Genomic DNA, 16,710 nt, shown 5'->3' on the forward strand with positions numbered 1-16,710 from the left:
TTACAGCAAATCGTACTGCTTGAGTTTCTTGCGCAGGGTGCCGCGGTTCAGACCGAGCAGCTCACTGGCCTTGGTCTGGTTGCCCTTGACGTAGTTCATCACGCTTTCGAGCAGGGGAGCCTCGACTTCGGAGAGCACCAGGTTGTACACGTCCGTGACGGCCGCGCCCTCAAGGTGGGCGAAATAATTGTGCAGCGCCTTCTCGACGCTACCGCGAAGGGTCTGGCCTTCTTCGCTCGGCGTATTGAGGTGCTGTTTCAAATTGACGTTGTCGCTCACGGGCGTTGTTCCACTCACTAAAGTCTCGGTCATCATCGTCATGCGGCCACCCCCTCTCCGTCCCCTGTCACCAGGCTCTTGTAACGTTCGGCAAAGAACTCACGAACGTTGGCGCACTGTGCTTCCGTATCTTCCAAACGATTGAAGTGGGCGCGAAACTCCCTGGCGCCCGGCAAGGTTGCGAGATACCAGCCGACATGCTTGCGGGCAATGCGGACGCCCATGACCTCCCCATAGAAGGCATGCAGCGCGGCCAGATGCTCTAGCAGAATGCGTTCCACTTCGAACAGCTCCGGTGCCGGGAGGGTTTCGCCGGTACGCAGAAAATGCTCGATCTCACGAAAAATCCATGGCCGCCCCTGGGCGGCACGGCCGATCAACAGGCCGTCGGCACCGGTCGCTTGCAGCACGTACCGGGCTTTTTCAGCCGAATCGATATCGCCGTTGGCGAAGACCGGGATCGACACCGCCTGCTTGATCGCGGCAATGGTGTCGTACTCGGCTTCGCCGGTGTACAGGTCGGCACGGGTCCGTCCGTGCACCGCCAGGGCGGTAATGCCCGCCTGCTCGGCGATCTTCGCCACCGTCAGGCCGTTCTTGTTCGCCCGGTCCCAGCCGGTCCGTATCTTCAAGGTGACCGGGACATCGACTGCCGCCACGACGGCATGCAGGATCTCCCTCACCAGGTCTTCATCCTTCAACAGGGCGGAGCCGGCGGCCTTGTTACAGACCTTCTTGGCCGGACAGCCCATGTTGATATCGATAATCTGTGCCCCCAGCTCGACGTTGGCCCGGGCCGCATCCGCCAGCATCTGTGCATCACCACCGGCGATCTGTACCGAGCGGGGCTCGGGATCACCTTCGTGGATCATGCGCAGACGCGACTTGCGGCTGTTCCACAGGCTCATGTCGCTGGTTACCATTTCCGAAACCACCAGGCCCGCGCCCAGGCGTCGGCAAAGCTGACGAAAGGGCTGGTCGGTGACCCCCGCCATCGGGGCGAGAATCAAGCCGTTCTGCAGTGTGTATGGGCCGATGCGTACCGCCGACATAGGACTTCCCTGTTGTGGGGCCGGATCATTAGAGTTCGAAAAAGGGTTGGCATGATACCCGCTCTCGATGACCGGATAAAGGCAAAATTGGATAAAATCTGAACAGTTATTCCGTTATCGCCAGCAGTTTGGTTGCTGCCGGAAAAACACCGCCGAACAGCGCGACGGGCCCTGAATCACTCGGGCGAGTGGAAGCTGAGGCTGTAGTTCACGGCCTTGGCGCCTGGATCGAGGATGTCCAGGGCAATATGGATCGGGGTTTGTGGTGGCATTTCGCTCTGGCCGCTGAGGTCGCCGCCCAGGTATTCGCCGGGTTTGAAGCGCCGGCTGGCGATCAGGTGACCGTTGAGATCGGCGAAGCGCAACTCCAGCAGCGGGAAGGGCTGGGAGAACGACGCTCGATTGTAGATGATCGCGTCCACCACCAGTGCACCGTTGAAGTCCGGGTGGCTGCGCACCACCAGGTTGCTGCTCTTGATCCGGGCGATATCGACCTTGGAGGGCACTTTGCAGCCGATTTCCGGGCACAGTTGCTGGAACCACGGCCGGTACTGGTCCTGGCGCGCCAGTTCGTCGAAGTGATAGGCAATGTACTGGCCGGCCAGTGCCGCCGCGGCCAGGAGCACCAGCAGCAGCCACAACAGGCGCCTGCCCCAGGGTGACCGGCGGCGTTGCCAGTCGAGATGGATCGGGTCGTCCTCGAGGTCCAGCAGCACGTCGTCGTGCATGCCGGGCTCGCTGCGCGTGCGCGTGGTTTTCTTCGGGTTGCCGGCCGCGGGTTCATCTTCGTCGTGCTCGTCGGCGTCCAGCGGCTCGTGGATCGCGGCGTCTTCCAGCTCGTCGTCTTCGATTTTCAGGCGTGGGGCCTGGGGTTCGTCATCGAGATCGGCGAGATCGAAGGACAGCGACGGTTCGGTGCGGCTCGACTTGGCCGGTTCGGATCTGGATGGCTCGGACCTGGACTGCTCCGGCTTGCGCTCGCTCCTGCTCGGGGCGATTGGCGTGGGTGGTTCGTCGTCGGCGATGTCGTCATGTTCGCTGGCCGGTTCGCTGAACAGGCTGCCTGACCATTGGGCCTCGTCGTCATCGCTGTCGCGACGCGCGCTGAAGGACTCGCCCTTGCCGCTGTGTTCGCCGAAGGCCTTGGCCGGCTGGATTTCCCGCTGTTCCAGGCGGGCCAGCTCTTCGTCGAGGTCCAGATTGTCCAGGTCCAGCTCTTGCGTCGTCCACTGCTTCTGGCTGATGGCCCGTGGTGGCGGAGCGGGTGGTGCGGCTGGCAGCAGGGGCGCGGGTGGCGCGACCGCGGCGGTCGCGGCAGGTGCCGCCGGCGGGATTGTCCCGCTTTCCCGGGCCGCACGCTGCTCCAGCAACTGCCGCGCGGCGTTGAACACCTGCAGGCAGGAGCCGCAACGAACCACCCCGCGCGCCACGCTCAATTGAGCGTGGCTGACGCGGAAGCTGGTTTGGCAATGCGGGCACTGGGTGACGAAGCTGTCGGTCATGCGGCGATCCGGTTTATCCAAGCGCCCATTCTAGCGCCGACGACCACTGATGCGCACCCAGCCATCGCGATCGGCAATCGGGTCCAGATCGAAGTCCTTGGCATAAGCGGCAGCCACTTCCTCGCCCTGTTCGGCGAGGATGCCGGACAGCGCCAGGCGGCCGCCCGGCCTGACCAGGGTGGACAGTTGCGGGGCCAGGGAAACCAGCGGGCCGGCGAGGATATTGGCGACCAGCACGTCGGCCGGTACCTGCGGCAATTGTTCCGGCAGATACAGCGGGAACAGTTCCTCGGCGATGTTGTTGCGCCCGGCGTTGTCGCGCGAGGCTTCCAGGGCCTGCACGTCGATATCGGTACCGACCGCTTCCCGGGCGCCGAGCAACAGCGCGGCAATGGCCAGGATGCCCGAGCCGCAGCCGAAGTCGAGGACGTTGCAGTCCTTGAGGTCCTGGCCGTCGAGCCATTCCAGGCAGAGTGCGGTGGTCGGGTGCGTGCCGGTGCCGAAGGCCAGGCCCGGATCGAGCAACAGGTTGACCGCGTCCGGCTGCGGGGCGGCGTGCCAGCTGGGCACGATCCACAGGCGCTGGCCGAAGCGCATGGGCTGGAAGTTGTCCATCCAGCTGCGTTCCCAGTCCTGGTCCTCGATCACTTCGCTGTGGTGCTCGGGCAGTGGCGAGCCAGTCAGCAGTTCCAGGTGCGCGAGGACACTGGTCGCCTCGGTGCCGCCTTCGAACAGCGCCAGCAGGTGGGTGTGTGACCACAGGGGCGTGGTGTTGAGTTCGGGTTCGAAAATCGGCTGATCTTCGGCATCCATGAAGGTTACCGAAACAGCGCCGACTTCAAGGAAAGCGTCTTCGTAGGTTTCGGCTTGTTCCGGGCTGATGGCGAGGCGTACTTGCAGCCAAGGCATGGCGGGCACCTGTGAAAAAAGTGAATGTGCAACCGGTTCGGTTGCGAGAAGCGCGCCAGTTTACGCGAGCGGGAGGCAGAAGACGACCGTCATCCCGGTCATCGGCATTACGGGTGGAGAAGAGGGGGTTATGGCGAGCGGGCTTGCCCGCGCTGGGGCGCGAAGCGCCCCTGAAACCAGCGAATTCGGTGCACCAGGTGGACCGAGTGAGTCGGTTTTACGACTGCTTCGCAGCCGAGCGCGGGCAAGCCCGCTCGCCACAAGGCCGCTCGAAAGCGGCCTTGTGTTGGATCACTGGCTCACTGGTGAGCGAGCTTGTGTTCCAGGTAGTGAATGTTCACACCACCTTCGCAGAACCCGGCGTCGCGAACCAGGTCGCGGTGCAGCGGGATATTGGTCTTGATCCCGTCCACGACGACTTCGTCCAGGGCATTGCGCATGCGCGCCATGGCTTCGTCGCGAGTGGCGCCCCAGGTGATCAGCTTGCCGATCAGGGAGTCATAGTTCGACGGAACCTTGTAGCCGCTGTACAGGTGCGAGTCGACCCGCACGCCGTTGCCGCCCGGGGCATGGAAATGCTTGACCAGGCCAGGGCTCGGGATGAAGGTCTTCGGGTCTTCGGCGTTGATCCGGCATTCCAGCGCGTGGCCGTGGATCTTCACGTCGTCCTGGGTGTACGACAGCGGATTGCCAGCGGCGATGCTCAGCATCTCCTTGACGATATCGATGCCGGTGACCATTTCCGATACCGGATGCTCTACCTGTACGCGAGTGTTCATCTCGATGAAGTAGAAACGGCCGTTCTCGTACAGGAACTCGAAAGTACCGGCACCACGGTAGCCGATGTCGATACAGGCCTTGACGCAGCGCGCCAGGACTTCTGCCCGCGCTTGCTCGTCGATGCCCGGTGCCGGGGCTTCTTCCAGGACTTTCTGGTGACGACGTTGCAGCGAGCAGTCGCGGTCACCGAGGTGGATCGCATGGCCCTGGCCATCGGAGAGCACCTGGACTTCCACGTGACGTGGGTTGGTCAGGAACTTTTCCAGGTAGACCATCGGGTTGCTGAACCAGGCACCGGCTTCTTCGCGGGTCTGCTTGGCCGCTTCGATCAGCTCGTCTTCGCTGTGCACCACGCGCATGCCGCGACCACCGCCGCCGCCAGCGGCTTTGATGATCACCGGGTAGCCGACTTCGCGACCGATGCGCAGGGCGGTTTCCGGGTCTTCAGGCAGCGGGCCGTCGGAACCGGGAACGGTCGGTACGCCGGCGGCGATCATGGCCGACTTGGCCGATACCTTGTCGCCCATCAGGCGAATGGTGTCGGCTTTCGGGCCGATGAAGGCAAAACCGGATTTCTCGACCTGTTCGGCGAAATCGGCGTTTTCCGCGAGGAAGCCGTAGCCCGGGTGAATCGCCGTGGCGCCGGTGACTTCGGCGGCCGCGATGATGTTCGGGATATTCAGGTACGAGCGGGTAGCCAGGGGCGGGCCGATGCAGATGCTTTCGTCCGCCAGTTTCACGTGCATCAGTTCCGTATCGGCCGTCGAGTAAACAGCGACGGTCTTGATGCCCTCTTCCTTACAGGCGCGCAGGATACGCAGGGCGATCTCGCCGCGGTTGGCGATCAGGACTTTTTCCAGCTTCGCAGGTTTCAACATCGAAGGCGCTCCGCGGTTCAAACGATGGTGAACAGCGGCTGGTCATACTCAACCGGCTGACCGTTTTCTACCAGAATGGATTCGATCACACCGCTGGCTTCGGCCTGGATGTGGTTCATCATCTTCATCGCTTCGACGATGCAGATGGTGTCGCCTTTCTTGACGGTCTGGCCGACTTCGACGAACGCTGGCGAAGTAGGGGCCGGGGTGCGGTAGAAAGTACCGACCATCGGCGACTTGACCACGAAGCCGTTCAGCTTCGGTGCGCCAGCGGCTTCAGGCGCGGCGGCAGCGGCAACCGGAGCAGCCGGGGCGGCGACTGGAGCTGGAGCCTGGGCAGGCATCGGAGCGTAGTACTGCTGCGCCGGGGTCTTGCTGTGGCGGCTGATGCGTACGGACTCTTCGCCTTCCTTGATCTCGAGTTCGTCGATACCGGACTCTTCCAGCAATTCGATCAATTTCTTAACTTTACGGATATCCATGAATCATCAACTCCCAAGGGTCGGTCAGGGGCGTTTATCGCTTGTCGTTCAAGCTGTTGCCGTTCTTTCAAGCTGTTCCAGGGCGGCCTCCAGGGCCAGTCGGTAACCGCTGGCGCCAAGGCCGCAGATCACACCTACCGCAACATCCGAGAAGTAGGAGTGATGGCGGAAAGGTTCGCGTTTATGCACGTTCGACAAATGCACTTCGATGAATGGGATGCTCACCGCCAGCAGCGCGTCACGTAATGCGACGCTTGTATGTGTAAAAGCTGCTGGATTGATCAGGATGAAGTCCACGCCTTCGCTGCGCGCGGCGTGGATCCGGTCGATCAATTCGTACTCGGCGTTGCTCTGCAGATACATGAGATGGTGCCCGGCCTCCCGGGCCCGACGTTCCAGATCCTGGTTGATCTCGGGCAGTGTGACCGCGCCGTAGACGCCAGGCTCGCGGGTGCCCAGCAGGTTCAGGTTGGGTCCGTGCAGGACCAGTAGGGTCGCCATCGATTGTTTCCTTGTTATCCGTGCGCAGTTGTCAGTGCGCGCCGACTATGCCGCAAAGCCCGGATGACTGTCCAGTTAACTGCAATAGCCAGCACGATGTCCGATGTTTGCGCGAAGTTTGTGACTCATTTGTTAAAAATGGTCATTCGCTTTCGCGACACGTTCGACGAAGTCCCGCGCATTGATCTCGCCAATGACCCTGGCCTCGGTCCTTTCGCTGCCGTCTCTGCCAAAAAACATCAGCGCCGGCGGCCCGAACAGCTGGTAGCGGTCGAGCAGGGCGCGTTGTTCGGCGTTGCTGGCGGTGATATCGAAACGCACCAGCCGGTAGTCTTGCAGCTTTTCGAGGACGTTCGCCTCGTTAAGCACTTCATGTTCGATGACTTTGCAACTGATGCACCAGTCGGCGTACCAGTCCAGCAGCAGTGGCTGGCCGGCGCTTTTGGCCGCGGCCAGGACGCTGTCGAGTTCAGCCGGGGTGCTGATGGTCTGCCATTGGCTGCTGGTGGTTGGCGACATGCCGGTGGCAGGCGGTGTCCGGCCGATGGGCTGGAACGGGTTGCTCTGGCCGCTGAAGGCGCCGTACCAGCAACTCAGGGCGTAGGCCAGCAGGAACAGGCCGAACAGTTGCGCGAGGCGCTGCCTGGCGGTTTTCTCGACGAACTCCAGGGCGCCGAGAAAAAGCGCGACACCCGCGGCGAGCAAACCACCCAACAACAGGGTGATCGGGCCGGGCAGGACGCGGCTGAGCAGGAACAGTGCGACCCCGAGCAACAGCACGCCGATGGCGTTCTTCACCGTGACCAGCCACGGCCCGCTTTTCGGCAGCCAGGCCGCGCCGCCGGTAGCGACCAGCAGCAGTGGCGTGCCCATGCCCAGGCCCAGGGCGAAGAGTTTCAAGGCGCCGCCGAGGGCGTCGCCACTGGCGCTGATATACAGCAGGGCGCCGGCCAGGGGCGCGGAAACACAGGGCGAAACCAGCAGGCTGGAGACCACGCCGAGCACCGCCGCTCCCCACAGCGAGCCGCCCTGGGTGCCGCTGGCCAGCCGGTTCAGGCGGCCGCTGATGGCCTGGGGCAGTTGCAACTCGAACAGGCCGAACATCGCCAGGGCGAACACCACGAAGAAACCGGCAAAGGGCACCAGCACCCAGGCCGATTGCAGGCGTGCCTGCAGGTTCAGTTGGGCGCCGAACAGGCCCATCAGCGCGCCCAGCAGGGCGAAGCAGGCGGCCATCGCCAGCACATAGGCCAGCGACAGCTTGAAACCGCGCACACCGCTGACGCGACCGTGCAGCACGAAGCCGGAAATGATCGGCAGCATTGGCAGGACGCAGGGGGTGAAGGTCAGTGCCAGGCCGCCGAGGAAGAACAGCGCCAGTGCGCTCCAGCTCCAGGATGTCTTGCCCGCGGCGGGGGCCGCAGCGGAAGGCGCGGTGCTGCCGTCGATGCGCAGGCGTTCGGTTTCCGGCGGGTAGCACAGGCCCTTGTCGGCGCAGCCCTGGTAGGTCACCGCGAGGGTAAAGGCGCGAGTGTCGCCGGCGGAGCGGGGCAGGGTGACATCGAGAATGCCGTGATAGACCTCGACATCGCCGAAGTACTCGTCGTGTTTCTGCTCTCCAGCGGGCAATTGTGCGGCGCCCAGCTGGATATCCGCCGGCTCGGGGCGGAACTGGAAGCGGTGGCGGTACAGGTAATACCCTTCGGTGGGGACGAAACGCAGGGTGATCGCTTGCGGCGTGCTGCTGACCAGGCTCAGCTGGAAGGCTTCATGTACGGGCAGGAAGTCCTTGCTGTTGTTGACGGCGCCCAGGGTCGAGCTGGGACGGCCGTCGAGCAGGCTGGCGCTGAAGGCCGGGAAAGCGCACAGCAGGAGCATCAGGCAGAACAGGCGGCGCATGGCGATCTCGCGAATCGGAAGAACACGCATGATAACCAAGTGCGCCGCCGCCGCGAGGGGATTAAACGCGGAAGGCTTGCACCGCCGTATGCAACTCCGTGCCCAGTTCCAGCAGGCGCTCACCCTGGCTGCGGCCCTCGCCGATGCGCAGTAGGTTGTCGCCGCCCAGCTGGTGGATGCGTTCGCTGTGGTCGCGGATTTCACTGACCGCGCCACTCTGCTGCGAGGTGACGTCGGCGATGCGCACCGCGGTATCGGAAATGGTCTGGATCGCGCCGACGATTTCATCCAGCGCGCCATCGGCGGCCTGGGCCTGGTCGGCGGTCGCCTCGGCGTGCTCGACCTGCGCGCGCATGCCTTCCACCGACTGGCGGGCGGCGCTCTGCAAGCCGGCGATCAGGGTCTGGATTTCCCCGGTGGCGCCGGCGGTGCGCTGGGCCAGGGTACGGACTTCTTCGGCGACCACCGCGAAGCCGCGCCCCATTTCCCCGGCGCGCGCGGCTTCGATGGCGGCGTTGAGCGCCAGCAGGTTGGTCTGGTCGGCAATCGAGCGGATCACCGTCAGCACGCCACCGATGGTCGCGGACTCCTCGGCCAGGTGTTCGATCATCTGTGCGTTGCCTTGCACTTCGCCCACCAGCGAGTGCAGGCCGGCCAGGCTCAGGCCGATGACCTTCTGCCCGTGCTCCACCGCCGCGCCGGCGCTGCGGCTGGCATCCGCGGCCTGGCTGGCATCGCCGGCCACCTGCTGGATGGTCGCTTCCAGTTCGCCCAGAGAGTCGCGAATCTGTGCGGTATCGCCGGCCTGGCGCTCGGCCCCGCTATGCAGGCCGCTGCTCAGTTCGGCCAGGGCGCGGCTGCTGCCGGCGACCTGCTCGGCGTTCTGGCGAATGGTCCCCACCAGATCCACCAGGTAGGCGCGCAGGCGGTTCAGCGAGGCTTCGATATCGTGCAGTTCGCGGTTGGTCTTGCCCAACTGGATATCCCGGCTGAAATCGCCCTCGGCCCAGGTCGACAGGGCCGGGGCGAGGTTGGTCAGCACCCGTGCCAGCTTGCGCTGCAGGGTATCGATCAACAGGGCGATCAGCAGGATCAGGCCGATCATCACGCCCTGCATCAGCCGCACTTCGCCCTGGATCTTGCCGTGCTGGGCACGCACCACCGGCTCCAGTGCGGCGATGGCCTGTTGCACGGCGCTGATCTTCAGGTGGGTCGCGGTGGCCAGGTCGGCCCGGCGCTGGATCTGTTCGCGGGTGCGGGTCAGTTCGGCCGGATAGCGGGTCAGCAGGCTGTGCAGCTCGCGCTTGAGGTCGACGCCGGTGTCGGTGGCGACGGTTTTCTCGCTGCTCTCCAGGCCCATCATGGCGCTGAAGTCGTCGGTGTTGGATTCGCTGCTCGAGGTCACGCCCAGCAGGGGCAGGGCTTCCAGCTGTCCGGCCTGGGTGCTGATACTGGCCAGTTCGCGCTCGACATCGGCGGCCAGCTCGCTGCGGCCGCTGCTGACCAGTTTGTCCCGGGCCAACGAGAGCTTGGCCAGGTGCGAGGACGCCGCCAGCAGCGGTGGCAGGTAGGCCGCGGCCTCGGGACTTTTGGCGCCGGTAGCGTACTGGGTCAGTTGTTCGAGGTTGCCCCCCAGTTCGCGCTCGGCTTGCAGCAGCAGGGCTTGCGGATCACCGGCCAGCTTGCCGGCGGCCAGCAGGTCGGTCTTGCTGAAGTCGTTCAGGGCGGCGAGGCTGGGGTGCAGGGTTGCGGTCATCGACGGCGGCAGGGCGGCGAGTTCCTGTTCGATCGCTTCGATGGCCTGGCTCGCACTGCTCAGGCGCAAGGCGTCGCCGCTGCCCAGGTAGTCCTCGATATTGCGCGCCGCCTGGTTCTGGAACTGCTGCGACAGGCCGAGGTAGCGCTCCATCAACTGATAGGGACGTTCCAGCGCCTGTTGCGACCACCAGAGCGTAGCGCCGAGTGCCAGGCACACGGCAACGAGCAACAGGGTGTTGAGATTGGTCAGCAGCTTCAGGCGCATTCAGGATTCTATCCACGACAAGTAGTGGTAAGTGCCTGAAGTTATTGCTGTTTGGTTACAGTGTCATGACGGAGTCGGTCGAATCCGATGAAAAGCTGGCACTTTGCCGTGCGACCTGCACGCGGTTGCGCCCGGCATGCTTGGCGCGGTAGAGCGCCTCGTCGGCCTGGGTCGCCATCATCAGGCTGTCGCTGTCTTCATGCAGTTCGACCACCCCGGCGCTGAAGGTGCACCACAGGTCCTGCGGTTGCGCCGGGTAATGGATTTCGGCGAAGCGCTGGCGAATCTCATCCAGCACCTTGTAGGCCGACTCCAGGTCGGTGTCGGGCATGACGATGGCGAACTCTTCGCCGCCATAACGGCCGATAAAGTCGGTCTTGCGCAGGCGCTGCTTGAGAAACAGCGCCAGGCTCTTGATCACCCGGTCGCCCATGGGGTGGCCGTGGCTGTCGTTGACCCGCTTGAAGTGGTCGATATCGAGCATGGCGAAACTCAGCGGCTTGCATTCGCGACGGGCGCGGAAGCTGCAGTCTTCGAGCAGTTGCAGGATATGGGTGTGGTTGTACAGGCCGGTCAGGCTGTCGCGGACCATCCGCGCCTTGAGGTTGCGCGCCCGTGCCGCGCGGTTGCGCACGGTGGTGATCAGGTGGCGCGGCTTGATCGGCTTGGTCAGGAAGTCGTCGCCGCCTTCGCTCATGGCGTCGAGTTGCTTGTCCAGGTCGTCCTCGGCGGACAGGTAGATGATCGGCACGCTGACATAACGGTCGTTGTGGCGGATCACCTTGGCCAGCTCGGTACCGGTACAGGCCGGCATGTACATGTCGAGGATGATCAGGTCGGGCTGGAAATCCGCCAGTTCGGCCATGGCCTGGATCGGATCGATCAACGTGCGGGTGACGATCCCGGCGCTATTGAGCAGGCGCTCGGTGTGCAGCGCCTGGGCCCGCGAGTCATCGATGACCAGGACCTTGTAGGGGTCATATTGGGCAACGCAGGTCAGGACTTCGATTTTCTCCAGCAGGCTGGAGGCCTCCAGGGTCCCGGTGAGGAACTCCTGGCCCCCGGCGCGCACGGCGGCCAGGCGGGTCGGCGTATCGGTTTCGTGCAGGCTGAAAAACAGCAGCGGCAGTTTCTGTTCGAGGCCGAGCTGGGCTTCGGCCGCCAGGTGCAGGCCCATGCCGTTGCCGCTGAAGTCGACGTCCATGACGATCGCCGCCGGCAGGCGCTCGGCCATGGACGAACGGAATGCGGCGACACTGTCCAGCGACTGGGCGCTGAGGCCGAAGAACTCCAGTTGCTTGGCCAGTCGCTCGGCGCGCTCGTGGTCCTGCAGCATCACATAGACCGGTTTGCGCAGCGGCGGCAGGAAGGTCTGGTCGAGCTGGTCGCCGTGGCGCAGACCGGTGCGCGACAGGCGTTGCATCAGGCGATTGAGTTCGGTGATCAGGCCGCTGCTCAGGCGGCCGCGGTTGGCGTCCACCGCTTCCAGCGAGCGGCTGATGCCATGGGCCAACTGGGTATGTTCCGGTTGCTCGAAACGTTCGGCGAAACGCAGCAGGCGCAGGTTCGCTTCGCTGAGTTCGGACATGTCGCTGCTCGACCACTCGCTGCGCTGCAGACGTTGCCATATCTCCAGAATCTGACGTGCCTGATGAATGACCCGCTGGGCAAAGTGATGCTTGAGGCGCTCGCGACTGGGGTCTTCTGGCTCGGTCATATCCTGACTACTGGTTAGACGAACGACGGAGGAATAACTGGTGGCTCTATGCTAGCACCTCTTTCTGTCAATACACGTGCCACGTGTCAATTTATCCGATTCATTTGGTGACCGATCGGTCGCCCCGCAGGCCTTGTGTGGCGGGCATCGCCAATTGGATGGCGCTTGTGTGAAGCGTCCCGGGGCGGCTTGATTTATAGTTGCCCGACGGATGGCAACGCTGCCGTGTCTGGTTTTATTTGCCCGGGTTGATTTAAGCCGAGGCAGGCAAGGCACGATGGAGTAGGGTTGTGGTCGAACCGATGAACTCAAGTGATTGAAAGGATAGAGCCATGCTGGACTGGAAAAAACGCGCAGGCAGCGCGCCGGATCGTGCTGCCGAACCCAAGTCGGCGACCCGCGGCTATTTCGGCGGCCTGCTGTTCAGTCGTGCCCTGGCGACCCTGATCGGGTTGTACCTGGTGGTGACGATCCTGCTCGGCTGGTACTGGAGCCAGGAGCCTGCGCTGTTTCCCGTGCAGCAGAACGCCCAGATCGCCGCCGAGAAGGAAGGGCGCAAGATGGTCGTGGGCTTTACCACGGTGGAAACCCTCAAGACCGTTGCCGGTACCCTGTTGACCAAGCCGGGCGGTTATCTCTCCAACGACCGCTTTCCGCCTGGCCTCTGGCTGGACAATATCCCCAGTTGGGAATACGGCGTGCTGGTCCAGGTCCGCGATCTGACCCGCGCCCTGCGCAAGGATTTCGCCCGTTCGCAGTCGCAGTCGGCCGAAGACGCCGACCTGGCCAAGGCCGAGCCGCGCTTCAACTTCGACAACAAGAGCTGGATGCTGCCGTCCAGTGAGTCGGAATACCAGGAAGGGATCAACTCCCTGAGCCGCTACCAGGCCCGCCTGTCCGATCCGAACCAGAACAACGCGCTGTTCTATGCCCGCGCCGATAACCTGAACAACTGGCTCGGCGATGTCGCCACGCGCCTGGGCTCGTTGTCCCAGCGTCTGTCGGCCAGTGTCGGACGGGTCAAGCTCAATACCGCGCTGAAAACCGAAAGCGTGATCCCCGGCCAGGCGCCGCAGGTCGATGAAGAGGTGGTCGAGACGCCGTGGTTGCAGATCGACAACGTGTTCTACGAGGCCCGTGGCCAGGCCTGGGCGCTGTCGCACCTGTTGCGGGCCATCGAGGTCGATTTCGCCGACGTGCTGGCGAAGAAGAATGCCACCGTCAGCGTGCGGCAGATCATCCGTGAGCTGGAGGCGTCGCAGGAGCCGGTGTGGAGCCCGATGATCCTCAACGGCAGCGGCTTCGGCATTCTCGCCAACCACTCGCTGGTCATGGCCAACTACATCTCGCGGGCCAACGCCGCGGTGATCGACCTGCGCCAACTGCTCAACCAGGGCTGATCGATGAATGTCTCCCCGAGGGAGGCTGCGCACCGCGCCGCCTCCGATGCCGAACAGATCGCCTGGGTCGATGGCGAGGACCGGTTACTCGGTGCTCTCGGCCGGGCCGAGTTGCGCGAGCGCGGCCTTATCGGCCGCGGCACCTATGTCCTGTTGTTCAATTCGGCCGGCGAGTTGTGCGTGCATCGCCGTACCCTGAGCAAGGCCATCTATCCCGGTTACTGGGATGTGGCGGCGGGCGGCATGGTCCAGGCCGATGAAAGCTACGCCGAGTCGGCGGCCCGCGAGCTGGAGGAAGAGTTGGGCGTGGGGGGCGTGCCGCTGACCGCCCATGAGCATTTTTTCTTCGACCAGCCGGGCAACCGGCTCTGGTGCGCGGTGTTCAGTGCCGTCTGGGACGGGCCGTTGCGGCTGCAGCCGGAAGAAGTGCTGGAAGCGCGTTTCATCCCGGTCGCCGCCGCCCTGGCCGAAACGGCGCAGAAGCCTTATTGCCCGGACTCCCTGGCGGCGTTGAAGCGCTATTTGCAGGGCCAGGCGACGGAGGTCGCAAAACCTTCATGAAATGGCGCCGATTGGCTCTTGGGTCATCGGCTTTTTGCCGTTACACTGCGCGACTTTTCAAGCTCAAGCGGCCTGGCCGCTTGAGTTGCGCTGCCCCTGCCTGAGTGGGGCTTCGCGGTCGCGGACGCCTGCCCAGGCGCGACGACCAGTCTTTGTCCTCCCAAGAGGATTGCCGGTGGCCAAAAAAGCCGCATCCTTCGCCGCCCTCGGCGGCCTGGTGTTCTCCACCGACGCAGGTCGACATTGCCCGGACTGTAGCCAGCCGGTGGCCGCCTGTATCTGCAAACAAACCCAGATCCCCGCCGGTGACGGCATTGCCCGCGTGCGTCGCGAAAGCAAGGGCCGTGGCGGCAAGACGGTGACCACCATCACCGGCGTGCCCCTGGCCGAAGACGCCCTCAGGGAACTGGCAACCACGTTGAAGAAACGCTGTGGTACCGGCGGCGCCTTGAAGGATGGCGTCATCGAGATCCAGGGCGATCACGTCGAGTTGCTGTTGGCGGAACTGGGCAAACACGGTTTCAAGGCGAAGAAGTCCGGCGGCTAGCAGCCTCTGTGAAAACCACCGTGAAGTTGACCTGCCGGCCCGGCTGAACGTGGCCTGGCGGTCGTCCCCATGGTTTTCACAGAGCCTGTTCCCGAACAGCCTCTAAACTCGGTACTGGATTCAAGGTCACAACCCTTGCATGCAGGCGAATCGTCATTTTCATTCTTTAGACTGCGCGCAGCCTGGATCCAGGTGGCGTTATTTGACTTCTTTATAGGGGACTTCGATGTCCGTACGACGCACACGCAAAGACGATGGCAGCCAATGGACAGTTGCGGACAGCCGCAGTGTTTATGGGATTCGCCATTGGGGGGCCGGGTATTTCGCGATCAATGACGCCGGTCGCGTCGAAGTTCGTCCGAACGGTCCAAGCAGTTCGCCTATCGACCTCTTCGAGCAGGTCGACGAGTTACGCAAGAGCGGCTTGTCCCTGCCGCTGCTGGTACGTTTCCCGGATATCCTGCAGGACCGCGTGCGCCAGTTGACCGGTGCGTTCGACGCCAACATCGAACGCCTGGAATACCAGAGCAAGTACACCGCGCTGTACCCGATCAAGGTCAACCAGCAGGAAGCGGTGATCGAGAACATCATCGCCACCCAGGACGTCTCCATCGGCCTGGAAGCCGGCTCCAAGCCGGAACTGCTGGCCGTGCTGGCGCTGGCGCCGAAAGGCGGCACCATCGTCTGCAACGGCTACAAGGACCGCGAGTTCATCCGTCTGGCCTTGATGGGCCAGAAGCTCGGCCACAACGTCTTTATCGTGATCGAGAAAGAATCCGAAGTCGAACTGGTGATCGAAGAGGCGGCGTCCCTCAAGGTCAAGCCCCAGGTCGGCCTGCGGGTACGTCTGTCCTCCCTGGCTTCGAGCAAGTGGGCCGACACCGGTGGCGAGAAGTCCAAGTTCGGCCTGTCGGCGGCGCAACTGCTGTCGGTGGTCGAGCGTTTCCGCGCGGCCGGCCTGGACCAGGGCATTCGCCTGCTGCACTTCCACATGGGTTCGCAGATCGCCAACCTGGCGGACTACCAGTACGGTTTCAAGGAAGCGATCCGTTATTACGGCGAACTGCGCAACCTCGGCCTGCCGGTGGACCATATCGACGTCGGTGGCGGCCTGGGTGTCGACTACGATGGCACCCACTCGCGCAACGCCAGTTCGATCAACTACGACATGGATGACTATGCTGGTGTCGTGGTCGGCATGCTCAAGGAGTTCTGCGATGCGCAGAACCTGCCGCATCCGAACATCTTCTCGGAAAGCGGCCGCTCGCTGACCGCCCACCACGCCATGCTGGTGGTGCAGGTGACCGACGTCGAGAAGCACAACGACGACGTGCCGCATATCGACAACCCGGAGAACCTGCCGGAAACCGTGCAGTGGCTGGTGGAACTGCTGGGCCCGACCGATATCGAGATGGTCACCGAAACCTACTGGCGCGCCACGCACTACATGAGCGACGTGGCCACCCAGTATGCCGACGGCAAGCTGACCCTGGCCGAAAAAGCCCTGGCCGAGCAGTGCTACTTCGCCGTCTGCCGACGCCTGCACAACTCGTTGAAGGCCCGCCAGCGCTCGCATCGCCAGGTGCTCGACGAACTCAACGACAAGCTGGCCGACAAGTACATCTGCAACTTCTCGGTGTTCCAGAGCCTGCCCGACACCTGGGCCATCGGCCAGGTGCTGCCGATCCTGCCGCTGCACCGCCTGAACGAAGAGCCGCTGCGCCGTGCGGTGCTGCAAGACCTGACCTGCGACTCCGACGGCAAGATCAAGCAGTATGTCGACGAGCAGAGCATCGAGACCAGCTTGCCGGTGCATGCGCTGAACGAAGGCGAAGACTACTTGCTGGGGATCTTCCTGGTGGGTGCCTACCAGGAAATTCTCGGTGACATGCACAACCTGTTCGGTGATACCGACTCGGTGAACATCTACCAGAACGCCGATGGCAGCGTGTACCACGCCGGTATCGAGACCCACGACACCATCGAGGACATGCTGCGTTATGTGCACTTGTCGCCGGAAGAACTGATGACGCATTACCGCGACAAAGTGGCGAGCGCCAATATCAGTGTGAAAGAGCGGACCCAGTACCTCGACGCCCTGCGTCTCGGCCTGACCCGTTCTTCCTACCTGTCTTCTTGAGGTAAGGCCGAAAGTTCCTCGGAAAAAGCTCTTTCGGCAA

14 protein-coding genes are annotated in these 16,710 nt (G+C 63.4%); 4 read left to right on the plus strand and 10 right to left on the minus strand.

Features of this window, described 5'->3' with window-relative positions; genetic code table 11:
* The 10 genes from fis to HX851_RS38430 all read right to left on the minus strand — a co-directional run bounded on the left by fis (position 1) and on the right by HX851_RS38430 (position 12,022).
* Complete coding sequence (fis, locus tag HX851_RS38385; RefSeq protein ID WP_003186237.1) at positions 1-321, minus strand: DNA-binding transcriptional regulator Fis; 321 nt, start codon at positions 319-321, stop codon at positions 1-3.
* A complete protein-coding gene (dusB, locus tag HX851_RS38390; RefSeq protein WP_017125635.1) occupies positions 318-1,331 on the minus strand; it encodes a tRNA dihydrouridine synthase DusB in 1,014 nt (337 codons plus the stop codon). The genes fis and dusB overlap by 4 nt, the downstream gene beginning before the upstream one ends.
* 176 nt (positions 1,332-1,507) lie before the next feature.
* Positions 1,508-2,833, minus strand: coding sequence for a DUF3426 domain-containing protein (locus tag HX851_RS38395; protein WP_177062613.1), 1,326 nt, complete (start codon positions 2,831-2,833; stop codon positions 1,508-1,510).
* Between the two features lie 30 nt (positions 2,834-2,863).
* Positions 2,864-3,742, minus strand: a complete 879-nt coding sequence (prmA, locus tag HX851_RS38400; RefSeq protein WP_177064598.1) for a 50S ribosomal protein L11 methyltransferase — start codon at positions 3,740-3,742, stop codon at positions 2,864-2,866.
* A gap of 299 nt (positions 3,743-4,041) precedes the next feature.
* Complete coding sequence (gene accC, locus HX851_RS38405; protein WP_177062609.1) at positions 4,042-5,400, minus strand: acetyl-CoA carboxylase biotin carboxylase subunit; 1,359 nt, start codon at positions 5,398-5,400, stop codon at positions 4,042-4,044.
* 17 nt (positions 5,401-5,417) lie between these two features.
* A complete protein-coding gene (gene accB, locus HX851_RS38410; RefSeq protein WP_017125631.1) occupies positions 5,418-5,882 on the minus strand; it encodes an acetyl-CoA carboxylase biotin carboxyl carrier protein in 465 nt (154 codons plus the stop codon).
* Positions 5,883-5,930: 48 nt separating this feature from the next.
* On the minus strand, positions 5,931-6,383 hold the full coding sequence (gene aroQ / locus HX851_RS38415) for a type II 3-dehydroquinate dehydratase (RefSeq protein ID WP_177062607.1): 453 nt from the start codon (positions 6,381-6,383) through the stop codon (positions 5,931-5,933).
* Between the two features lie 132 nt (positions 6,384-6,515).
* On the minus strand, positions 6,516-8,282 hold the full coding sequence (locus tag HX851_RS38420) for a protein-disulfide reductase DsbD (RefSeq protein WP_177064639.1): 1,767 nt from the start codon (positions 8,280-8,282) through the stop codon (positions 6,516-6,518).
* Positions 8,283-8,343: 61 nt separating this feature from the next.
* A complete protein-coding gene (locus HX851_RS38425; RefSeq protein ID WP_177064600.1) occupies positions 8,344-10,305 on the minus strand; it encodes a methyl-accepting chemotaxis protein in 1,962 nt (653 codons plus the stop codon).
* A gap of 55 nt (positions 10,306-10,360) precedes the next feature.
* Entirely contained in the window at positions 10,361-12,022 is a 1,662-nt protein-coding gene (locus tag HX851_RS38430; RefSeq protein WP_177062602.1) for a response regulator, read from the minus strand.
* Positions 12,023-12,354: 332 nt separating this feature from the next.
* On the opposite strand from HX851_RS38430, the gene HX851_RS38435 reads away from it, so the two are divergent.
* The 4 genes from HX851_RS38435 to speA all read left to right on the plus strand — a co-directional run bounded on the left by HX851_RS38435 (position 12,355) and on the right by speA (position 16,670).
* Positions 12,355-13,422 (plus strand): DUF2333 family protein, encoded by a 1,068-nt coding sequence (locus HX851_RS38435; protein WP_177062600.1) that lies wholly within the window; start codon positions 12,355-12,357, stop codon positions 13,420-13,422.
* 3 nt (positions 13,423-13,425) lie between these two features.
* Positions 13,426-13,983, plus strand: a complete 558-nt coding sequence (locus HX851_RS38440; RefSeq protein ID WP_177064602.1) for an NUDIX hydrolase — start codon at positions 13,426-13,428, stop codon at positions 13,981-13,983.
* 175 nt (positions 13,984-14,158) lie between these two features.
* A complete protein-coding gene (locus tag HX851_RS38445) occupies positions 14,159-14,530 on the plus strand; it encodes a translation initiation factor Sui1 (protein WP_177062596.1) in 372 nt (123 codons plus the stop codon).
* A 226-nt stretch (positions 14,531-14,756) separates the two neighbouring features.
* Entirely contained in the window at positions 14,757-16,670 is a 1,914-nt protein-coding gene (gene speA, locus HX851_RS38450; protein WP_177062595.1) for an arginine decarboxylase, read from the plus strand.
* The last annotated feature ends 40 nt before the right edge of the window (positions 16,671-16,710 follow it).

The sequence above is a fragment of the Pseudomonas gingeri genome (assembly GCF_013385635.1).
Lineage (GTDB): Bacteria > Pseudomonadota > Gammaproteobacteria > Pseudomonadales > Pseudomonadaceae > Aquipseudomonas > Aquipseudomonas gingeri_A.